This window comes from Zobellia uliginosa (genome assembly GCF_900156625.1).
GTDB classification, from domain to species: Bacteria; Bacteroidota; Bacteroidia; order Flavobacteriales; family Flavobacteriaceae; genus Zobellia; species Zobellia uliginosa.
The window spans coordinates 599,408-621,528 of record NZ_FTOB01000001.1 but is presented as its reverse complement, the minus strand read 5'-3'; the positions used below and the strand labels follow the sequence as shown (position 1 = coordinate 621,528).

Genomic DNA, 22,121 nt, shown 5'->3' with positions numbered 1-22,121 from the left:
TACAAAAACTGAGAAAACCTTATTCTAACTCTTAAAATATCTTAAAAGTTGCAAAGTAGAACCATCATGATCAGCAATTTCTGAACCTTGAATATCCTTCAAAATCGTACCCGCCAACTGCTTGCCCAGTTCAACGCCCCATTGATCATAGCTGAAGATGTTCCAAATCACGCCTTGAACAAATATTTTGTGTTCGTACAGCGCAATTAAGCTTCCCAAGCTCTTAGGCGTCAATTGGTCTATCAGAATTGTATTGGTAGGCTTGTTACCTTCGAAGACCTTAAAAGGCGATAGTTTTTCCATCTCGTTTTCACTAACCCCCTTACTTTGCAACTCTTCACGCACCTGCTCTTCGGTTTTACCGTTCATTAAGGCTTCGGTCTGCGCAAAGAAATTGGCCATTAGTTTATTGTGGTGATCAGTGTCTCCATGCAATGATTTCTTATAACCGATAAAGTCAACGGGAATGATTTTTGTTCCTTGGTGGATCAGCTGAAAGAAGGCGTGTTGTGAATTGGTTCCTGGTTCGCCCCATATAATAGTACCGGTTTCATAACCCACACGTTTACCATTACGATCTACGCTTTTACCATTACTCTCCATTATACCTTGCTGCAAATAAGCGGAAAACCTACTCAAATATTGAGCATAGGGAATGATGGCCTCGGTTTCGGCCCCATAGAAATTATTGTACCAAACGCTCAATAGCGCCAATACAACCGGAATATTATCTTTAAAATCGGTGTTTTTGAAATGCTCGTCCATTTCATTGGCTCCCGATAGCAGCTCATCAAAATGATCAAAACCCACTGCCAACGCAATCGAAAGTCCTACAGCGCTCCATAGGGAAAAACGGCCGCCGACCCAATCCCACATCGGAAATACATTATCGGCAGCAATACCGAATTCGGCAATGGCCTCGGTATTTGTAGATACCGCAGCAAAATGCTTGGCAATATCTTCTTGCGTACCATGTTTTAAGAACCATTTTTTTATGGTAGTAGCATTACCGAGGGTCTCTTGTGTAGTAAAGGTCTTCGATACCACCACAAAAAGAGTGGTCTCCGGATCAAGTTCTTTTAACACCTCGTTGACATGGTCTCCATCTACATTACTTACAAAATGAAGCTTTAGATGGTTCTTATAGAATTTTAAGGCCTCAACGACCATTGCGGGACCTAAATCAGATCCACCAATACCAATGTTCACGACATCGGTAAACGCCTTGCCAGTATACCCTGTGGCCTTTCCAGAAATTACATTATCAGTAAACGCCTTTATATGTTCTTTTACCTGATAGACTTCCTCTACAACATTCTTGCCGTCAACGAGAATGGTATCGGACTTTTTGGCCCTTAATGCGGTATGTAACACCGCACGCCCTTCGGTTTGGTTGATCAGGTCTCCATCGAATTGCTTTTTAATGGCATCGGCCAAATTCACTTCTTCGGCCAGCTGTAAAAGCAACTGCATCGTTTCTTCCGTGATTCTGTTTTTCGAAAAGTCGACCAAGAAATCGTTCCACTTTAAAGTGAACTTCTCCGCCCTCGATGGATCGGACGCAAAGAGGTCTTTTACCTTTTTCGCCTGACTGTTTGTATAGTGTTGGGTAAGTTTCTCCCAAATAGGGGTTTCCGTAGGGTTCGTGCTCTGTAAAGACATTCTGGTTTATTTTAGGTGTTAGCAATTGTCCATGGCGAAAATAAGCCATATTCAAACTAAACCAAAACCTCTACAGACCTTATTTTTCTGCCGACGCCAAATCTTCAGACCCTATAATTTCTTCCGTTGGAATTTCTGGGTAAGACATACAGTCAAGTTGATCCTTTATCGGACCGATGTAGTCGAAGTATTCCGGCTGTAAAGATTCATCCAAAGGCTCTGCCAAAGGAAGCTCTTCTTTCAATGGATCCACTTGCCTGCCGTTTTTCCAGAAACGGTAGCAAACATGCGGACCACTGGTATTACCTGTCATACCGATCCAACCGATCACATCACCTTGTCTCACATACTGACCACGCTTCACATTCTGCTTTTTCATGTGCAGATACTGCGTAGAATAGGTTCCGTTATGCCTGATTTTCACATACTTGCCATTACCGCCCCTTCTTGTAGATTCCGTAACCGTACCATCGGCAGTGGCCAAAATAGGCGTTCCTAAGGGCGCAGCATAATCAGTACCTTTATGGGGCCTGATGCGGTTTCCGTAATACTTTATTCTACGTTTAAGGTTATACCTCGATGAGATACGGCTAAACTGAACCGGAGCCCTTAAAAAGGTCCTTCTTAAATTGTTCGCTTCCTCATCAAAATAATCACGAATGTTTTTTAAGGAATCGTTCTCGTAAGAAAAGGCATAAATCGGTCTTCCATTATGCTCAAAATAAGCCGCCTCAATTGGCCCGGCTCCAGCATATATCGAATCGTTTATGTATTTTTCCTTGTAGATTACCTTGAATTTATCCCCTTTTTGAAGACGGAAGAAGTCAATGGTCCAAGCATACACTTCAGAAAGGCTATTGGTTACCGTATAGTCTATACCTTGATTAAAATAGCCTGCGACAAAGAAGTCTCAATCACCCCCGAAGCCTCACGTTCTACATAAGTAACTTCCTTTTTGTCTTTATACGCCTTTACGGTATCCCTTAAATCGACAACGGTATAATTGATCGCATCGTTCTCATAAATAAAAACCTGAGCCGCCTCCGTAGTATCCTTCGACTTTAAAATCAGGTAGGGTTTGCCCACACGTATTTTCCGAACATCGAAAGTATCTTTAAAATCTTGGGTTATTTTGGCAATCTTGGGATATTCTACCTTATGCTGCAACATAAGCTCCCCAAAACTATCACCATTTTTCACGGTGTCCAATTGTACGGTGAACTCATCTAGGTTGAACCCAAACTGCTTCATTACGGGTTTTTCGGGTACTACAACGGCCAACTCTTTATCGACCGGCTCCTTAAGGACTGGCCGATCATCTTTACAGGATAAGGATAATAAAACGATTAAAAAAAGGCCCCAATATTTTTGCATGCTAATGTGTTTGTTTCTTTTCTGGGTTAAAGATATGGTCTACCCACTCTTTGCCCCAATCATTTAACTCTTGTTTAGAATATATCTCAGGAAAAAATATGACTTTTTGAAAACTTGGCGGCAAATAGTTTTTCCAATTGGTTCCACCAGTGGCCTCTATTTCCTCTTTGTCCTTTGCCAAGTAGCGGTGGGCAGAGCCCATATGCATCAAAGGCCAGTTGACGTTCGCATTCATATCCAAAGTCTTTAACGCATCTATCAGCTCTTTATTATCTTTCTTGCCCTCAGGCAATTGCTGATATTTTTGATATATGGTATTTTCTTCTACTTGCTTGGCAATTCGTATCAATCGCGGCGTATATCTATACTCGAACTGCTTCAGTGTCAAGGTCTTTTCCCCGGTAGCCAAATCCGTAGCCCCTTTTTTCCAATATATCCCCTCGTACAGTTCCTCTATACTGTTCGCCGACGAAAAATTATCGCGTTGTGTGTGATGCACTAAATTCTCCAAAGGCGTGGCATAAATTTCAATCATTCGATATTGGGCCGACTGAAACCCACTAGCTGGCAACAAAGCCATTCTATACTGTAGAAACTGCTCGCGCTCCATACCCTTGATCATGATACTGAAAGAAGAAATCAAGGCTTTGAAATAACTATTGATCCGTCTGGCCTTTTCTATAAAGAAATCAATATTCTGTGATTTATCATCGACCAACTGCTTTTGTTCGTGTAAAATAAGCTTAAAATAAAGCTCGGTAATCTGATGGTACATGATAAAAATTTCCTCATCGGGAAAGTAGGTACGGGGAACCTGTAGACTTAACAGCGTATCGAGATGAATATAATCCCAATAGGTAAGGTAACGTTGGTACAAAAGGCCATCTAAATAAGAGCTCAAATCTTGACCAGAATCTTTATATTTTTCTTCTAGTTTTGAAATTTGTGAATCTATTCGCTCTTTATCTCTCATCAGGCTTAGTCCATTATTATCTTGAACTGGTGTTTTAGTCCGTTATAACCGTCAAGGTCAGCTTTAATAGACCCCACCGCCAAATCGGCTTGTATGCGGATAGGAATTCTATTATCATCTGCCGAAACCCATAACGAAAGGCTCTCCCTTTCCTTAAAAACACGACCGGACTGTACCAAGGGTCTAAATTTATAACATTCTACCTTACCGAACTTAGTTTTTAGTATTTCAGTTCCCAAATATTTAAGCTTAAAATTGAAAATACCGTCATCATCGTACAACATTTTCAATTTTATGGCTTCCCCGACTACCAAATCGCTTGGTTCGTAGTTGTTTCGAAGATAATAGAAGGCAGATAGCAAATCTTGAATACTGTCCTTTAATTCAAATTTATACTTTTTATTGTGTTTTTTATCGTACAGGACGGCTTTATCTTCCTTATGGTCGAAATTTATCTCAATATCCTTGGTATAACCACCTTCGTCAATTTTACGAATGAACTTATAAGGGCGACCGTCTTCCTTTCCAAAATAACTTTCATAGGTATCGTCCACTTTGAAGAACACACTGGCAAACCCGGTTGTTCTGCCCTTTCCTACAACGTGATATACCGGAATTCCATCAATATTCGCGGTCTTTAAATGCAAGGTCGCATAACTGGCGTTCAAAAAGCCATAATGCATTCTAAACTTCAACCACTCACCGGGTTGAAAAGCAGACTTACTTTGCTGGGAATAGGAAGAAAAAACAGTAAGAAGAAAAAATAGGGTAAAGGCGTTTTTCATAGCTATAGTATTACGATAAAAATACAAAATGCACTTGTATATTACCACGGACTCACAATTACTTAAACAAAATTTATTCCAAAGTATTGCATGCATTGCTATGCCTGACTATTTAGTTTTTGACGCAACCTAAAAACTATGGCTTCAATTTACATGAAACAGCCCTCCAGCCCAAAACACACGGGCAATCACCCATATACAGAAAAAAAGCCCCAACATTACATGTCAGGGCTTTTCCTAAATAACCAACCAAACTTTAAATTATGAAAAACCAATACTTAAAGTTGTAAGGGAACCACCCCTTACGCCAGCAAATTTAAGGCAAACCTTTAAACCTCAAACCCTTTTAACTTACTTTAACTATTACATTAACAGTTCTTTTTACTTACAGCAGGGATTTTGGCATTTCATTAAGAAGCTGTGCTGTGCTATGCCTTAAAATAGCGGCCTTCAAAGCTTGAAGTTTGGCCGTGGTCAAATTTCAAATTTACAGGGTCCCCCTAGATTCCTGTTCCCTTTCAATCGCTTCAAAAAGGGCTCTAAAATTTCCTTTACCAAACGATTTGGCCCCCTTACGTTGAATAATTTCTATAAACATTGTCGGGCGATCCAAAATAGGCTTCGTAAATATCTGTAGTAGGTAGCCCTCATCATCCCTATCGATAAGAATACCCAGTTCACTAAGCGGCACCAAATCCTCATCAATTTCACCCACACGATCCAGAACGTCTTCATAGTAGCTCGCAGGGACGGTCAAAAACTCAACACCGCGATCACGTAAGGAAGAAACGGTTTCTATAATATTATCCGTAGCTAGGGCCATATGTTGTACCCCCGCACCATTATAAAATTCTATATATTCCTCTATTTGTGATTTTTTCCTGCCGTCTGCAGGTTCGTTTATCGGAAACTTAATACGACCGTTTCCATTGCTCATAACCTTGCTCATCAAAGCCGTGTATTCCGTAGATATATCTTTATCATCAAAGGATACCAACTGCGCAAAGCCCATGACCTTAGCGTAAAATTCACACCACTTGTTCATTTCGTTCCAGCCCACATTACCTACCATGTGATCCACATACTTCAGGCCTACATCGGTTGGTTGGTAATAAGGTTTCCAAGCTTTGAAGCCCGGCATAAATACGCCCTTATAATTTTTTCGCTCTACGAAAATATGTACGGTTTCCCCATAAGTGTGAATACCCGATAGTACAACCTCGCCTTCCTCATCTTGCAAAGTCTTAGGCTCAAAATAGGCTTCCGCCCCACGTTTCACGGTTTCGCTAAAACTATGGCGCGCATCATCTACCCAAAGGGCTATGGCCTTTACACCGTCACCATGAGAATCTATATGCTTATTAATTTCGCCTCCCGGTTTTAAAGGCGAAGTAAGTATTAAACGTATTTTTCCCTGCTCCACTACATAAGAGACACGATCTTTCAGGCCCGTTTCAAGACCCGCATACGCTAGTGGCTGGAAGCCCCAAGCCGACATATAATAATGGGCAGCCTGTTTGGCGTTACCCACATATAGTTCTACATAATCGGTTCCCAATAACGGAAGAAAATCTTCTGCCTGTGGGTTTTCTTTTGGTAATTGTAACGAGGTATTATCTAAAGTTGACATAAGCGTATTTTTAAATGAAAGTAAAATAATATAACAAGAGGCCTTTAAGGCAATAGGCACACCCTTAGCGAAAACCGCCCCAATTCATTTCACTTACCACATAGCCCTCAAGTGCGAGGTAATATCAACTCGTAGCTCTAACATATTTACAAATATCGCAAAAAATAATAAAGACCGACAAACCTCATCAAAACCAATACCCAAAACTAAAAAAGAAATTCCCCTGACTGCCCTCTGGGGTCCAAGTATAGTGTACTTGTAGCGGGCCTAAAAAAGACTCCCATCCATAACCGACACCATATCCCGAGTAAGTTGGCAGGGTAAACCATTCGCCCGTTCTAAACAGGTCATCATCGACGTTGGCATAATTGGCCGTGAACATAAAGTGGTTTTTGGGCGCAAACTCAAGATCGAGGCGACCATGCGCCTTTACAAAGGCGTTTCCGGGCAACGATAAAAAATCATAGCCGAAAAAGGGCCGGAAGTTGTTAATAAGGTTCGTTCCGTACCCCCCAAGTACAAAATCGAAAGAGGTCACATTTGAGGTTCCCAACTTAAAACCTCCCTCAATTTCCGTATTCAAAGACAGATTACCGACCAAGGGTACGGCTAAGCCCGCCCTGGCCTTGGCTATTGAAAACTCCTTAAAATTGTCGTTAAAATCGGAAGACAATACATAAAAATGGAAATCCCCATCAAAATACAGTCCTTTGGATGGAAAATATTTGTCGTTGTACGTATCAAAGGTCAACTGCCCAAAAGCACTGTAAAAATTACTTTTTTCAAATATGGTACGCTCATCTTGACCCTGACCCGCTGGTAAGTTTACATCTCGCCTCAAGGTTTTGGTCGTGTATTTTAAGAACTTATGTTCCAAACCCATTCTAAAGGCAAATTCTTCCCGAAGTACGGTTTGGACGTACACCTGATTGGTAAGATCGGTAACATCCATGTTGATGGTATTTACGTTCAACCCGACCTGTACGTCATAGTTTTCACGCAATAAATCGAAATTCACCTCCTTTTCAAACTTGTTGAACCTTGAGTTGAAACCAAAACTCCAGTAAAATCCCTTATCGACATAGTATTGCAGATTATACCTAAGATTATCGCCAACAATAAAATCAAAGGAAGAAACATCATCTCGGGTAATCAAGCTTTTCCGTGTGTAGTTGAGTATTGCGGCGGTCTTATAGAGATTATCATAGTGGGCACCGAGGCGGATAAACGATTTGGTCTTGGTTTCGTCGAGGTCAAGCTCAATTATTCGCTCATCGTCATTATCGCGTAATTGATAGTGAATGGTTTGAAAATTTCCGGTCGCGGCAAGATTGCTGATCCCTTGCTGAAGCCTAGAGAACGTAGTAGGCTTATCGGTATCGAACCTAAGCTTACCCTTTACGTAGCCTCGGGAATAATTAGGACTTTCGCGAATGATCAAACGGTCTATGGACAAGGTGTCCGAAGGCACGATTTTAGCGCGCTCCGAAGGCTTCTCCTTTTGCTTTTCGGCCAATGCCTTTAAAGCATCCATATTTTTGAGCGCCGCATCTTCCCCACTTTTGATCAGCACGTCGTGCAAATCGAAATCCATTATAGAAAACTCACTCATATTGGGCTTGATATAAATATCGGTCTTTTTAGACTTTTCCTTCATATCGAGCACCGTTCTATAATTGTTTATCTGCAATAGGATTTCGGTAGCGGTCAATAACGACTCCCGGTTTCTGAGTCCGTGCTGAACGTCGACCCCTATGACGATATCGGCCCCCATTTCTTTCACCTCGTCAATAGGATAATTATTGACCACCCCACCGTCGATCAACACTTTTCCGTTGATTTTTGCCGGTTCAAAAAGCGAGGGCAAGGTGCCGCTTGCCATTACCGCTTCCGGAAGGTAGCCTTCCTTTAAAATAACCTCATTGCCCGTTTCGACATCGGTTGCGATACAAACGAACGGGATCGGCAACTCATCGAACTTGGTTATATTTCTTACCGGGTACAAAAACTTCACAAGTTCGTTATACACGTTCTGTCCACCTGAATAGGCCGGTGGCACGGAAACCTTGAACCCATCGAACGGAAGGGTTATCGCATATTTTTCGGAATTTTCCTTTTCATAGAAGGTTTTTGCGCTACGGGGCAGGTTGTCCTGTATCAGATTGGTAAAATCCGTTGCCCTAAAAATGGAATCCAATTGATTACCGGTATAACCCGCTGCGTATAAAGACCCGACGATAGCCCCCATACTGGTACCCCCGATATAATCTATTTTTATTCCCGCTTCTTCTATCACCTTTATCGCACCGATATGTGCCATACCTTTGGCCCCACCACCACTGAGAACCAGGCCTACCTTTATCCCTTCTTCCCCTGATTGCTGCGCCATAGCAGGCCCAACCATAAAAAATAGGCACAAGAAGAACGTACATGTTCGCACGGAACGCCACCCACAATAATATTTAATGAAATGCTTCATAAACTTTTTTGGCCCTAGACACACCCACTACCTCGGTCAAGTTTTCCATGGATGCTTCCTTTATACGTTTTACCGATTTGAATTTTTTCAACAGTTCTTCCGCTGTTTTTGCCCCGATACCATCTATACTTTCCAACCTGGAATCTATAGCGGCCTTACTTCTTTTATTTCTATGGAAGGTAATGCCAAAACGGTGGGCTTCGTTCCTGAGCTGTTGTATTATTTTTAAGCTTTCCGATTTTTTATCAAGATACAACGGAATCGGGTCTTCTGGAAAAAAGATCTCCTCTAAACGCTTGGCAATGCCTATAATCGCAATTGTTCCCCTTAGCCCTAACGCATCGAGACTTTTTAAGGCCGACGACAGTTGCCCCTTTCCCCCATCGATAACAATGAGTTGCGGCAAAGGTTCTTCTTCTTGCAGCAAACGCTTGTAGCGTCTAAAGACCACTTCTTCCATAGAAGCAAAATCATCGGGCCCCGTTACGGTTTTTATATTAAAATGCCGGTAATCTTTTTTCGAAGGCTTCCCATCCTTAAAGACCACACAGGCGGCCACAGGATTGCTTCCTTGAATATTACTATTGTCAAAACACTCAATATGTCTTGGCTCTGCGGACAGGCGTAGGTCTTTTTTCATTTGGGCCATAATGCGGTTGGTATGCCGATCGGGATCGATGATCTTGATCTGCTTGAACCGTTCTTGCCTATAGAATTTAGCATTACGCTCCGATAGGTCTAGAATTTTCCGCTTATCACCCAATTTTGGTATCGTAACTTTAAGATGCGACTCGACCGGCACTTCAAACGGCAGATAAATCTCCCTTGAAAGGGAATTAAACCGCTGGCGGATTTCTATAATGGCCAAGGCCAATAACTCCGCATCGGTCTCGTTAAGTTTCTTCTTCATTTCGAGCGTATGCGAGCGTATTATGGACCCGTGCGACAATTGCAAGAAATTCACATAACCGTGGGATTCGTCAGAAATAATGGAAAACACATCTACATTATTGATCTTCGGATTAACAATTGTAGATTTCACCTGGTAGTTTTCAAGTATCTCTATTTTCTCCTTTACTTGCTGGGCTTCCTCAAATTTCATTTCCGAAGCCAAGGATTTCATTTGCGTTCGAAAATAGCTCAACGATGATTTGAAATCGCCCTTTATGATTTTTCTAATATCCTCAATTTGGGCGTGATACTCTTCGGCATCCTGCAAGCCTTCACAGGGACCTTTACAGTTCCCTAAGTGGTATTCGAGACAGACCTTATACTTGCCACTCTCTATTTTTTCCTTGGAAAGGTCATAGTTACAGGTTCGTAAGGGATACACCCCCTTGACCAAATCAAGCAAGGTCCGAACCGTTTTCATACTGGTATACGGACCGAAATATTCACTTCCGTCCTTAATCATTTTCCGTGTTGGAAATATTCTGGGGAAGCGTTCGTTTTTGATACATATCCATGGATACGATTTATCGTCTTTTAACAAGACGTTGTACCTCGGCCTGTATTTTTTGATAAGATTATTCTCCAAAAGCAAGGCATCGGATTCGGTCGGCACAACAATATGCTTGATCCTTCTAATCTTTTTGACCAATACCCTCGTCTTACCATACTCGTGATTTTTGGTAAAATAAGACGAAATCCTTTTTTTTAGGTCTTTTGCTTTTCCTACATATAATATTTTATCGTCAGCATCATAAAATTGATAAACACCGGGACTTTTGGGCAAGGTACTAAGCTGTACGTCTATAGGTACTTGGGGCATTATAAATTCGTTTATCAATTGTAGCGGTAGACCATCGTGGTTCTACCACGTTAAATTACTACGTTTTATCAAAAGGACTAGGTGTTTTACTCTTTTTTAACGAAAGATCTAAGACTATTTTTTTTCGTAAGAACCGAAAGTAAGAAAGCTCCTTACTTCCTTTATTTTAAGAAAACATTTGCACACTGTTGCACATGTTTTGAGCAATTTTTGTTAAAAAAACACTAAAAAATGTATTTCACCGATAAAAACTTGCACTTAAAAGTGTTTTCAATCGTTTTTTTATTTAGATTTAAACATCAAAATCATATACCACATGGATAAATATATCATAACCCTCGGCCTGTATCTTATCTTGATGATATCTTTTAAGATATATTACGCAGTGTCTGTAAAAGAATAGGCGCACTCGAAGTTTCCCATTTCTAAAGAGATTACGCTCAATGCTTAAGAACGATTTACGATCTCTTTACAAAACCAAAAGAGCTTCTTTAGATCAAGAATCCCTTTCCGATTCTAGTTTAAGTATTGCCAACGCTTTACTCCACTTGCCGATATGGTCTTTCAGTTATTACCATATCTTTTTACCGATTACCGAAAATAAAGAAATAGATACCTCTTTCATATTGACTATCCTTCAAGGGAAAGACAAGGATATCGTCTTGCCCAAAATGGCCGATGGCGCAACTTTACAACACTATCTGCTGACCGACTCTACCCGCATACGGAAAAACCATTGGAATATACCCGAACCCGTTGATGGTATTGAGGTGCCGACAAATAAAATCGATGTTGTTTTCATTCCTTTGTTGGCCTTTGACAAAAAAGGAAACCGTGTGGGCTATGGCAAAGGGTTTTACGATGGCTTTTTAGCCCAATGCCGACCCGATGTCGTCAAAATAGGCCTATCCCTATTTCCGGCAGAAGAAGAATTAATAGAGGACACCAACAGCAACGACGTTGGTTTAGATTACTGCGTAACCCCGGCAAAAACCTATTCTTTTTAAACACTACTCTGTTTCTTCCATAGGATCACCACCTACTTTTCCGAAGGCTTTCTTATTGAACACCAAGAGTATACCAACCCCAGTACTTATCGCCATATCGGCAATATTGAAGACAGGTTCAAAGAAACGAAAACTAGACCCGCCCAAGTAGGGCACCCATGACGGCCAGGTAGTATCTACCATGGGAAAATAGAGCATATCAACGACCTTTCCATAAAAAAGACTTCCGTAGGGATCATCAGAAAAGGCAGTAGCCAGTTGTTGATAGCTATCACTAAATATTACGCCATAAAAAACAGAATCTATTATATTGCCCAAAGCACCGGCAAAGATCAGGCACACGGCAAGAACAAGTGTTTGGGAAGATTTTTTACGTATGGTATCGTACAGCCAATATCCGATTCCGGCAACGGCAAATAAACGGAATACGGTCAACACCAACTTACCGGACGGTTCCGATATAGGAAGAAAATCACTTAGTTTAGCCCCCCAAGCCGCACCAGAGTTCTCAATGAACAATATTTTGAACCAACTAAAAACCTCAACCGACTCGCCCAGTTGAAAATTGGTCTTGATATAGATTTTGCTCAGCTGATCTATGATTAAAACAGCTATAATAATGAGCAAGGATTTCTTTAAGTTCATGGTACGTATACAAGTTGAATCCGCAAAAATAAGTATATTATTCGGTTTTCGTAATTTGAATATTCCCTGTAACGGTAGTAAGCGTATACTTCGTATCCCCAAAGGGAATATTATCCCTTTCAACGGTACCGTATTTATTAATTACTTGGATATTCCCGCTTTTCGCAGCAAGCCATATGCTGCCGCTTTGGGTATGTACGTTCACGTTTTCAGAAACGTTTGAAAGCGCACAGCGGCCATCGTTCAGAGAAACGTTCAGATCAGTATAGTCTCCACTCATTAATACGTTGCAGCTCGTACCGAACACGGTCACGTATTTGTACTGCGGCAATACCACTTTCAATGCTATTGAAACCACCTTATGGGCACTGAGCTTATCGTTAGGATTGTGAAAATTAGGTTGAAATCCGCTGCTGACCATAATAGAATTACCCTCTTTTTTTACCGAAACCAAAAGGTCTTTCATGTACTCCCCATCTATGGTGGCCTCTACTGACATTTCGGTCCCAGGTACCGTTTCCACCGCTAATTTGTAGCAATTGGTGACATCAATGTTTATTGAGGTGATTTCGCTGTTTACCAATGACTTCCTCACCACCTTTTGGGCCGACAAGAGATGGAAGGACAAAAATAAAATCACGAAGAACCTCATATGTACAGGTATAAAAAAACCCACAAGAATACACTTCTCGTGGGTTTGATAATTTTTACAGAGCAGAAAATTACTTTTGCATGTTCTTCGCCTCTATGCTCAAAGTAGCATGGGGAACCAATTTCAAACGTTCCTTGGCGATAAGCTTACCGGTAACACGACAAATGCCGTATGTTTTGTTCTCGATACGCAAAAGTGCATTCTTAAGGTCTCTAATAAATTTTTCTTGACGGATGGCCAATTGGGTGTTCGCCTCTTTGCTCATGGTTTCAGACCCTTCTTCAAAAGCCTTAAAGGTAGGTGAAGTATCGTCCGTACCATTATTGCCGTCGTTCATATATGAGCTTTTCAATAACTCTAAGTGGCTCTTAGCCTTCTCGATCTTATCTTCGATCAACTCCCTGAATTCGGCCAGATCTTTGTCCGAATATCTAACTTTTAAATCTTCTGCCATTATTTTAATGTTTTTCAATAAATAATTTAGTTTTCACTTCATCAAAGGCAACCTCAGTCCCCCTATCCAAGCTTTCTTCAAAAACAAGTTCGGCAGTCAATGTTTCGGTCTTGATATAACCGAGGTTATTCGATACCGCTTTTTCAACAAAACCGTCTTTAAGAATCTTGATATCAATCTTATCGGTCACCTCGAACCCAGAATCTTTTCTCAGGTTCTGAATTCTATTTACAAGCTCTCGAGCTATACCTTCTTCCCTCAAATCTTGATCGATCGTTACGTCCAGCGCTACGGTAAGCGTTCCTGAACTTGCAACCAACCAACCTTCGATATCTTGCGAGGCTATCTCTACATCTTGCAGTTGTAATGTAATAATTTTATCGTCAATATCAAGCGAAATTTCGCCCTTCTGCTCAATTTTTTGGATATCATCTTGACCCAATCGCGCAACGGCCTGGGCAATGTTCTTCATATCCTTACCGTATTTAGGGCCTAAAACCTTGAAATTCGGTTTAATCTGCTTCACTAGAATACCAGATGCATCATCAAGCAATTCTATTTCCTTTACGTTCACTTCCGACATGATCAAATCGGCCACTGCCTCGATCTCATGCTTTTGCTTTTCATCAAGAACAGGTATCATTACCTTTTGCAAGGGTTGACGGACCTTTATCTTTTCCTTCTGGCGGATCGAAAGTACCAAAGACGAAATAGTCTGTGCTTTTTCCATCTTACTTTCTAGGTCCTTATCTACGATTGCCTCATCATACTTCGGAAACTCGGCCAAATGTACACTTTCAAATGCTTCCTTTTTGGTCGTATTCGTTAAATCTTTGTACAAGCGATCCATAAAGAACGGTGCCACGGGTGCCGAAAGCTTGGCTACGGTTTCCAAACAGGTATATAAAGTCTGATACGCCGATATCTTATCCTTTTCATAACTTCCTTTCCAAAAGCGTCTTCTACACAAGCGCACATACCAGTTGCTCAAATTCTCCTGAACATAATCTGAAATGGCACGCGTAGCCTTGGTAGGCTCGTAATCGGCATAGGCTTCATCAACGGTCTTAATCAACGAATGTAGTTCCGATAAGATCCATCGGTCGATTTCTGGCCTTTCGTTCAGCGGAATTTCAGCCTCAGAATAATCAAAAGCATCGATATTGGCATATAGCCCAAAGAATGAATAGGTATTGTAAAGGGTTCCGAAGAATTTTCGCTTCACCTCAACGATACCCTCGGTATCGAACTTTAAATTATCCCAAGGGTTCGCATTCGAAATCATATACCAACGTGTAGCATCCGCCCCATGTTCGTTCATGGTATCGAAGGGATCCACGGCATTGCCCAAACGCTTTGACATTTTTTTACCTTCCTTGTCCAAAACAAGTCCGTTAGACACTACATTTTTATAGGCTACGGAATCGAAAACCATTGTAGCTATGGCGTGTAAGGTATAGAACCACCCTCTGGTCTGGTCGACCCCTTCAGCAATAAAGTCGGCAGGATAGGTCTTGCCCTCATCGATCAAGTCTTTGTTTTCAAATGGATAATGCCATTGGGCATAAGGCATGGAACCACTATCGAACCAAACATCGATCAGGTCACTTTCGCGCTTCATCGGTTTGCCCGAAGCCGAAACCAAGATCACCTGATCAACGATATTCTTGTGAAGGTCTATTTTTTCATAGTTTTCCTCAGATAGGTCACCAACCACGAAATCGTCAAAAATATCCTTTTCCATTACACCGGCAGCCACGGCCTTTGCCATTTCCGACTTCAGTTCGGCCACGGATCCAATGATCATTTCCTCTTTTCCGTCTTCGGTCCTCCAAATAGGAAGTGGTATACCCCAATATCTAGACCTAGAAAGGTTCCAGTCATTGGCATTCGCCAACCAGTTGCCAAAACGGCCTTCCCCGGTAGACTTCGGCTTCCAATTAATGGTTTGGTTCAATGCGAACATACGATCTTTCACATCGCTGATCTTGATGAACCATGAATCTAAGGGGTAATATAAAATAGGCTTATCGGTACGCCAGCAATTTGGATAACTGTGTACGTACTTCTCTACCTTAAATGCTTTGTTCTCTTCTTTGAGCTTTATGGCAATTTCCACATCGACCGAACGTTCGGGCTCTTCTCCGGCCGTATAATATTCGTTTTTGACATATTTGCCCCCGAACTCCTTCATTTCCGGACGGAACTTCCCTTGCAAATCTACCAATGGAACCGGATTATTATTTTCATCCAACACCAATAGAGGCGGAACTTCAGGCACGGCCTGTTTGGCCACCAAGGCATCATCGGCACCAAAAGTAGGGGCCGTATGTACAATACCGGTACCGTCTTCCGTAGTTACGAAATCACCGGCAATTACACGAAATGCATTTTCAGGATTTTGATAGGGAAGGGCATACTCAAGCAGTTGCTCATATCGAATACCCACTAAATCTTTCCCAACAAATTCCTTTACTACGTAAAAAGGTATTTTCTTATCGCCAGCTTGGTACGCCAACAAATCGGATTTGGCTTCTACTTGCTCGAACTTCCCTGAAAACTGCTTCCCTACCAAACTCTTGGCCAGAACTACGTTCATGGGCTTAAAAGTGTACTGGTTATAAGTTTCCACCAAAACATAATCTATTTTGGGCCCTACGGTCAACGCGGTGTTCGAAGGCAGTGTCCATGGGGTGGTCGTCCACGCCAAGAAATATACATCACCCTCGTTCTGGAGAAAATCGGGCAGTGAATCTTCTATCGTCTTAAATTGTGCCACTACCGTAGTATCGGTCACATCTTGATATGTACCCGGTTGGTTAAGCTCATGCGAACTTAAGCCCGTACCGGCCTTAGGTGAATACGGTTGTATCGTGTACCCCTTATAAATCAAGCCTTTGTCGTATATCTGCTTTAACAACCACCAGACCGACTCCATATATTTGGGCTTATAGGTAATGTACGGATCGTTCATATCGACCCAATAGCCAACCTGTTCGGTCATTCGGTTCCACACATCGGTATAGCGCATAACCGCCTTCTTGCAGGCCGCATTATATTCTTCTACGGATATTTTTTTACCGATATCCTCCTTGGTTATCCCCAATTCTTTCTCCACACCCAGTTCAATAGGCAATCCGTGTGTATCCCAACCGGCCTTACGTTTCACTTGAAAACCCTTCATGGTCTTATACCTGGGAAAGATATCCTTGATCGTTCGTGCCATGACATGGTGGATCCCTGGCATACCGTTTGCCGACGGCGGACCTTCATAAAAAACATAACTAGGTTTACCCTCCCTAGAGGAAATACTTTTCTCGAAAATCTGGTTTTGCTTCCAATAATCGAGTATATCTTCAGCTACTTTGGGCAAATCCAATCCTTTATATTCCGCAAACTTCATAATAAGTGGCTCTACTGCATTAATTTAAGGCTGCAAAATTAGCAATTTTTACCCGAATTAAGTCGATTTGAAAGAATTGAAATACGCCCTATTAAACAAGCTTGTAAGAAAATGTTAAAATATAGCGTCTAAAATGTCGTTTCATACGTATATTCAGAAAACAATTAAACAAAAACTTTAAACACAAAATCATGAAAAAAGTAATTTTAAGTTCTGTTTTGATGCTTGCCCTAAGCATCTCTTTCGTTTCTTGTAGAGACGCCGCAGACAAAGCAAAAAGCGCTACCGACGAAGCTGGTGCCGCAATGGAACAAGCTGGTGAAGATGCCAAGGAAATGGGCGCCGAAGCCATGGAAGACGCCAAAGAAGCTGGTGCAGAAGCTATGGAGCAGGCCGAAGAAGCCGGTGAAGAAATCAAAGCTGATGCAGAAGATGCCGCCAACGACCTAAAATCAAAAGCTGAAGAAGCCGGTGAAGACATCAAGGAAAAAGCCAATGAAGCTGCCGGTGATGTTAAAGATGCCGCCAACGATGCTGCCGACAAGGCCAAAGACGCCGCCAACAGTGCTGCCGACAAAGCCAAGGCTGCCGTCAACTAATATACCTTATACATATACAACGAAAGCCCCCCGGCCATTGGTCGGGGGGCTTTATATTTTAACAGGACAGCACTAAAACCGATAGTCCACTCCCAGTACCAAATTAACACCTGGCGCTACAATACCCGAAGAATATGAACGATAACGTTGATCCGTAATATTCTCAACTCCAAGGGAAGCTTTCAATGTATTGGTAATGGCATACTGTGAGCGCAAATTGAGGGTGTACCAAGAAGGGGAGAAAGGATTGCCCTCTTCGTTGACCGCATAGATATATGTTTTACTTTTTTCGGAAGTCGCCAAATCACCAAAGGAAATTTCACCATTATAATTCAGGAACACATCGGCCGTTAGCTTCTGGCCTTTGTAAACAAAGTGCAAATCACCGAAAGTCGGTGCCACATGCCTTCCCGGAGACTCCGTACCGTCATCTTCCTCTTCGATACCTTCCGTAAGCGTAAGGTTGGCCACGGCCGAGAACTTATCCCCCAAAAACACCTCAGCCCCAAACTCAAACCCATACACATAGGCCTTAGCGGCATTCTGTATGGCCTGCACACTACTGAGTTCCCCATTGTACATAATGGCATCTTCCCCATTGAACTTATAATCCCTTCGTACCAATGCATCTACCAAGTAAGTATAAAAAACGGCACTTTTAAGCACCACCCAGTCATTAAAGTTTTTTTGAACCCCCAATTCCACGTTATAGGCATACTCTGGTTCCAAATCGGGATTTGGCACTACTACCGCTCCAGGTTCCGAGTCAAATATCTTGCCTACATCGTCAAGGTTCGGCGCCCTAAAACCAGTAGAGCCGTTCAAGGTAATCTGCAAATCGGCCTTTGGAAACCAACTAAAACCTATGCTTCCCGTCAATGCCCCATTATCAAGCATTGCATCATCGAAAGGGAAGGGATAGAACGTTTTATCAAAAACGGCATTGATCCAGACGTGACTGTACCTAAGGCCCGATAAAAGGGTGAAATTCGGCTTTGCCCTATACTCCCCGTTCACATAACCGGCCGCAGTTTGCCAAGTGGCACCATCGGGATAGCGTGAAGCACCATCGGCCAGCTCCTTGGTTTCAACATTTACCTGCTCTCCCGTTGACCCGATCTTATTGAAGATATATTCTCCGCCATAGTACAAGCGGAGGTCTCCGATTTTCTTGTTTTCAAAATCAACATTCGCGGAAAGGGCATTTACTTTTTCTTCGGTAGTGTAACGTAACACATCGCCAAAATCACGATCATTTCTACTCTCCTCAAAATGTTGGTAGGCAGTGGTTATTTTTAATCCGTCATAAAAAATGCCTTTTCCCCTTTTGCTCATCTGCAAATTGCCCATAAACCATTTTTGTGGCCCATAGAACCATTCCGCCGACCGAAGTCCGTCATCTGCCTTATTCGGACGTATCAAACGATCGTACCTAGCGTAATCGGAGGTTTCCGAATAGTGTAGTCCGAGCTTGTGCTCCCAAGTATTATTAGGTGTATAGGCTATTTTTTGCATTAGGTTAAGCTGACTATAGCCTGTTGGGTTTTGTTTTTTAGGATTTTCGTTAGGAAGCAAGACATCAGTACCGTTCAAACTGCCGACAAAGTTTTTTCTAAGATAGGATTCCGGACCGTGGCCTCCCATTTTTAAATCACCAAAATCATTATAGGAAGCACTGGTCAAAAACGCCCACTTCCTTTTTCCCAAATTAAAATTGAAATGAAAGGTATTCTCAGAATTGGCCGAAGCAAAACGATACTTGGCCCCACCTGAGAACGAAAGACTGTCGGAGGTTGAGAATTCGGCCTTTTTGGTATAAAAATTCATTACCCCACCAATGGCATCACTACCATAAATTACAGAGCCCGGACCAAAGATAACTTCGGTGTTCTGTATGGTGTATGGGTCAATGGAGATTACATTCTGTAGATTCCCTCCCCTAAAAATGGCATTGTTCATACGTACCCCATCTACCGATAACAACAAGCGGTTAGTGGCGAAACCCCTTATCATAGGACTCCCTCCGCCCAATTGACTTTTTTGAACGAATACTTTTCCGCTGCTTTGCAACAGGTCTGCCGAAGTCTGTGGGTTGGTAAAGGCGATATCACGGGCGTTAATGACCGCAATCTTGTTAGGAATATCTTTTTTCTGCTGTTCCCACTTCGACACCGACATTACCACCTCATCAAGCTCTTCGGCCTTCATGCTCAAAAAAAATCGGCCTCCGTGCCTCTGTATCTGTGCTTTTGTAGTTCTTCCGAGTTGATAACTCAAGTGCCGAAAGGTAATACGCTCGTCAGCCCCGAACACCTTCAGGTCTACCTTACCGTCAAAGTCGGTCAATGCCGTTTTCGTTCGATCGTAATTATATATGGCCACATTCGAAATAGGTTGACGGGTATCAAAATCGATGACCGACACCTCTTGGGAAAAGACAAGTTGAGCACACAAAAAAATAAGCAAAAACAGAACTTTGTTCATACTAGTTGAATACTTCATTTAAGATGGCCAGGGATTTTGGTTTTCTAAACCCCTGTAAATGCAACTCGTAAAACAGTACAAGTGATCGTAAAAGTTCTTGACGGTTGCCTTTATTCATTTTGATATGATGTATCCCATCAAAATTTATGCCCAAGAAGGTTTTAAAGTAGGTAAGATTTTCCCCACTAAGAATAGGGTTCAACGACGGTGTATCGATAAACTCCCCTTCGAGCAAATCAAAACAACTTGCGCCCATCTGTTCCGTATCTGGGTAAAAGCCCAAATATTTGGTAAGCCGAATCAAAAAATAGATATGGAAATTAGCAAAATCAACCTGTGTATCGAGCCATTGCAAGCTTACCTCTATAAACTCAAAAAGCGAAGGGTTGGGCTCTTCCTCATGAATGCTATTGGCCAACATTTCAGAAAGAAACATGGTCATGGCATTTTTTGAGATATCGGAGTGCAGCGTCTGGTACGGATAATGTATTTTGGCCTCCCGTATACTTTCGAGGGCTCCCTTATTTCTATGGTTGGCAACAATTTCCAACTGGGTCAGGGGTTGAAAATAGGCCGATTTTAATTTTCCCTTTTTAGATGCCAAAACCCCTCGCAGCAAATAGGGTTTTACCCCATCGGAAACCGTAAAAGCCTTTACGATCAAACTCGTGTCGCCGTATTTAAGCGAAGAAAGTACTATAGCTTTAGTGGTTAGCTGCATTTATGTGATAGGGTTTAGCACAAATATAGCTTTAAAATCTACGTAGTGAAAAACACGGTCAACCGTAAAAAGACCCGTAACTTTTAAAAGATACGGGTCTCGTCTATTTGCTATTATTAAGTCACTAATCAAATCACCCCTTGGGCCAACATGGCATCGGCAACCTTTACAAAACCAGCGATATTCGCCCCTTTTACATAGTTACAGTAGCCATCGTCTTCTTTACCGTATTTGATGCAAGAATCGTGAATTTCCTTCATGATATCACGAAGTCGTTCATCGACCTCTTCCCTTGTCCAACTAATGCGCAATGAGTTTTGCGACATCTCCAGACCTGAGGTTGCCACACCCCCGGCATTAGAAGCCTTACCTGGTGCGAATAAAATTTTGGCTTCGTGAAACTTATGCACCGCATCCGCATCACAAGGCATATTGGCTCCTTCGACCACGCAGATACAACCGTTTTTCAACAAAACATCCGCATCGTTTTTTGTTAGCTCGTTCTGCGTAGCACAGGGAAGGGCTATATCACATTTTACGTTCCAAGGCGTCTTGCCCTTGTAATACTGGGCCCCACTGTATTTGTTCACATATTCCGAAATCCTACCGCGTTTGTTGTTCTTAAGGTCCATTACATAGCCCAATTTTTCGGCATCGATACCTTCTGGATCATAGATATACCCGGCAGAATCAGAAAGTGTAACCACCTTACCACCAAGTTGCAACACTTTTTCAGCTGCGTATTGTGCTACGTTTCCAGATCCCGAAATAACAACGGTTTTACCTTCAAAACTTTCATTTTTGGTGTTGAGCATACTTTGGGCAAAATATACCGTTCCATACCCTGTAGCTTCCGGGCGGATCCTAGAGCCTCCCCATGAGAGTCCCTTTCCTGTCAATACCCCTGTAAACTCGTTTCTAATTTTCTTGTACATCCCGAACAAGAATCCGATTTCCCGGGCACCGACACCGATATCTCCCGCGGGCACATCGGTATTCGGGCCGATATGACGGCAAAGTTCCGTCATAAACGCATGGCAAAAGCGCATAACCTCATCGTCCGACTTGCCCTTCGGGTCAAAATCGGAGCCTCCTTTACCACCGCCCATAGGCAAGGTCGTAAGACTGTTCTTGAACACCTGTTCAAAAGCTAGGAATTTTAAGATACTGGCATTTACGGAAGGGTGAAAACGCAAGCCTCCCTTATATGGACCAATAGCAGAGTTCATCTGAATGCGATATCCCCTGTTTACATGGATCACACCTTCATCGTCTACCCATGCTACCCGAAACGATATCAGCCTTTCGGGCTCTACCATTCGGGTCAAGATATTTTTGCCCTTGTATATTTCATTTTCCGCAATGTATGGGATTACCGTCTCAGCAACCTCTTGCACCGCTTGAATGAACTCGGGCTCATGTCCGTTTCGCTTTTTGACTTCATCCATGAAGTCCTTAATTTTTGAATCCATAAACAGATGT

Annotated in this window: 15 protein-coding genes and 1 pseudogene; 2 read left to right on the top strand and 14 right to left on the bottom strand. The window is 42.2% G+C overall.

Annotation, left to right across the window (positions count from 1 at the left end; translation table 11 throughout):
* Positions 1–24 precede the first annotated feature (24 nt).
* From pgi to uvrC, 7 genes and pseudogenes are all read right to left on the bottom strand, one after another.
* Complete coding sequence (pgi, locus tag BW980_RS02580; protein ID WP_076453378.1) at positions 25–1,662, bottom strand: glucose-6-phosphate isomerase; 1,638 nt, start codon at positions 1,660–1,662, stop codon at positions 25–27.
* 79 nt (positions 1,663–1,741) lie between these two features.
* Positions 1,742–3,036 (bottom strand): annotated as a pseudogene (locus BW980_RS02575) (peptidoglycan DD-metalloendopeptidase family protein).
* A 1-nt stretch (position 3,037) separates the two neighbouring features.
* Positions 3,038–4,009, bottom strand: a complete 972-nt coding sequence (locus tag BW980_RS02570; RefSeq protein WP_076453377.1) for a tryptophan 2,3-dioxygenase family protein — start codon at positions 4,007–4,009, stop codon at positions 3,038–3,040.
* A 5-nt stretch (positions 4,010–4,014) separates the two neighbouring features.
* Positions 4,015–4,794 carry a DUF3108 domain-containing protein gene (locus BW980_RS02565; RefSeq protein WP_076453376.1) on the bottom strand — a complete coding sequence of 260 codons (780 nt, stop codon included), beginning with the start codon at positions 4,792–4,794 and terminating at the stop codon, positions 4,015–4,017.
* A 487-nt stretch (positions 4,795–5,281) separates the two neighbouring features.
* On the bottom strand, positions 5,282–6,424 hold the full coding sequence (gene hppD / locus BW980_RS02560; RefSeq protein ID WP_076453375.1) for a 4-hydroxyphenylpyruvate dioxygenase: 1,143 nt from the start codon (positions 6,422–6,424) through the stop codon (positions 5,282–5,284).
* Between the two features lie 187 nt (positions 6,425–6,611).
* On the bottom strand, positions 6,612–8,813 hold the full coding sequence (locus BW980_RS02555) for a patatin-like phospholipase family protein (protein ID WP_245799922.1): 2,202 nt from the start codon (positions 8,811–8,813) through the stop codon (positions 6,612–6,614).
* A gap of 73 nt (positions 8,814–8,886) precedes the next feature.
* Positions 8,887–10,674 carry an excinuclease ABC subunit UvrC gene (gene uvrC, locus BW980_RS02550; protein ID WP_076453373.1) on the bottom strand — a complete coding sequence of 596 codons (1,788 nt, stop codon included), beginning with the start codon at positions 10,672–10,674 and terminating at the stop codon, positions 8,887–8,889.
* A gap of 443 nt (positions 10,675–11,117) precedes the next feature.
* On the opposite strand from uvrC, the gene BW980_RS02545 reads away from it, so the two are divergent.
* Complete coding sequence (locus BW980_RS02545) at positions 11,118–11,681, top strand: 5-formyltetrahydrofolate cyclo-ligase (RefSeq protein WP_076453372.1); 564 nt, start codon at positions 11,118–11,120, stop codon at positions 11,679–11,681.
* Between the two features lie 3 nt (positions 11,682–11,684).
* Here the strand turns inward: BW980_RS02545 and BW980_RS02540 are convergent, their stop codons facing one another.
* From BW980_RS02540 to ileS, 4 genes are all read right to left on the bottom strand, one after another.
* The gene (locus tag BW980_RS02540; RefSeq protein ID WP_076453371.1) at positions 11,685–12,326 is read right to left on the bottom strand and encodes a lipoprotein signal peptidase; all 642 of its coding nucleotides are present in this window, start codon (positions 12,324–12,326) and stop codon (positions 11,685–11,687) included.
* Positions 12,327–12,363: 37 nt separating this feature from the next.
* Positions 12,364–12,978 carry a hypothetical protein gene (locus tag BW980_RS02535; protein WP_076453370.1) on the bottom strand — a complete coding sequence of 205 codons (615 nt, stop codon included), beginning with the start codon at positions 12,976–12,978 and terminating at the stop codon, positions 12,364–12,366.
* 70 nt (positions 12,979–13,048) lie between these two features.
* Complete coding sequence (locus tag BW980_RS02530) at positions 13,049–13,432, bottom strand: TraR/DksA family transcriptional regulator (RefSeq protein WP_013992813.1); 384 nt, start codon at positions 13,430–13,432, stop codon at positions 13,049–13,051.
* A gap of 4 nt (positions 13,433–13,436) precedes the next feature.
* Positions 13,437–16,835 (bottom strand): isoleucine--tRNA ligase, encoded by a 3,399-nt coding sequence (ileS, locus tag BW980_RS02525; protein WP_076453369.1) that lies wholly within the window; start codon positions 16,833–16,835, stop codon positions 13,437–13,439.
* A 191-nt stretch (positions 16,836–17,026) separates the two neighbouring features.
* On the opposite strand from ileS, the gene BW980_RS02520 reads away from it, so the two are divergent.
* Positions 17,027–17,434, top strand: coding sequence for a hypothetical protein (locus tag BW980_RS02520; RefSeq protein WP_076453368.1), 408 nt, complete (start codon positions 17,027–17,029; stop codon positions 17,432–17,434).
* A 72-nt stretch (positions 17,435–17,506) separates the two neighbouring features.
* Here BW980_RS02520 and BW980_RS02515 read toward each other — a convergent pair whose 3' ends face one another.
* The 3 genes from BW980_RS02515 to gdhA form a co-directional block, all read right to left on the bottom strand.
* Positions 17,507–19,918, bottom strand: coding sequence for a TonB-dependent receptor plug domain-containing protein (locus BW980_RS02515; protein WP_076453367.1), 2,412 nt, complete (start codon positions 19,916–19,918; stop codon positions 17,507–17,509).
* A 1-nt stretch (position 19,919) separates the two neighbouring features.
* Positions 19,920–20,639: a DNA repair protein RecO gene (gene recO / locus BW980_RS02510; protein WP_076453366.1), complete on the bottom strand. Its 720-nt coding sequence runs from the start codon at positions 20,637–20,639 to the stop codon at positions 19,920–19,922.
* Positions 20,640–20,767: 128 nt separating this feature from the next.
* Complete coding sequence (gdhA, locus tag BW980_RS02505) at positions 20,768–22,111, bottom strand: NADP-specific glutamate dehydrogenase (RefSeq protein WP_076453365.1); 1,344 nt, start codon at positions 22,109–22,111, stop codon at positions 20,768–20,770.
* Between the last annotated feature and the right edge of the window lie 10 nt (positions 22,112–22,121).

Coding starts and splice junctions, on each gene's coding strand:
- hppD (WP_076453375.1), bottom strand. CDS start 6,424: ATGTCAACTTTAGATAATACCTCGTTACAATTACCAAAAGAAAACCCA.
- BW980_RS02530 (WP_013992813.1), bottom strand. CDS start 13,432: ATGGCAGAAGATTTAAAAGTTAGATATTCGGACAAAGATCTGGCCGAA.
- BW980_RS02535 (WP_076453370.1), bottom strand. CDS start 12,978: ATGAGGTTCTTCGTGATTTTATTTTTGTCCTTCCATCTCTTGTCGGCC.
- uvrC (WP_076453373.1), bottom strand. CDS start 10,674: ATGCCCCAAGTACCTATAGACGTACAGCTTAGTACCTTGCCCAAAAGT.
- BW980_RS02520 (WP_076453368.1), top strand. CDS start 17,027: ATGAAAAAAGTAATTTTAAGTTCTGTTTTGATGCTTGCCCTAAGCATC.
- BW980_RS02565 (WP_076453376.1), bottom strand. CDS start 4,794: ATGAAAAACGCCTTTACCCTATTTTTTCTTCTTACTGTTTTTTCTTCC.
- pgi (WP_076453378.1), bottom strand. CDS start 1,662: ATGTCTTTACAGAGCACGAACCCTACGGAAACCCCTATTTGGGAGAAA.
- recO (WP_076453366.1), bottom strand. CDS start 20,639: ATGCAGCTAACCACTAAAGCTATAGTACTTTCTTCGCTTAAATACGGC.
- BW980_RS02545 (WP_076453372.1), top strand. CDS start 11,118: ATGCTTAAGAACGATTTACGATCTCTTTACAAAACCAAAAGAGCTTCT.
- ileS (WP_076453369.1), bottom strand. CDS start 16,835: ATGAAGTTTGCGGAATATAAAGGATTGGATTTGCCCAAAGTAGCTGAA.
- BW980_RS02540 (WP_076453371.1), bottom strand. CDS start 12,326: ATGAACTTAAAGAAATCCTTGCTCATTATTATAGCTGTTTTAATCATA.
- BW980_RS02515 (WP_076453367.1), bottom strand. CDS start 19,918: ATGAACAAAGTTCTGTTTTTGCTTATTTTTTTGTGTGCTCAACTTGTC.
- BW980_RS02570 (WP_076453377.1), bottom strand. CDS start 4,009: ATGAGAGATAAAGAGCGAATAGATTCACAAATTTCAAAACTAGAAGAA.
- BW980_RS02555 (WP_245799922.1), bottom strand. CDS start 8,813: ATGGCGCAGCAATCAGGGGAAGAAGGGATAAAGGTAGGCCTGGTTCTC.
- gdhA (WP_076453365.1), bottom strand. CDS start 22,111: ATGGATTCAAAAATTAAGGACTTCATGGATGAAGTCAAAAAGCGAAAC.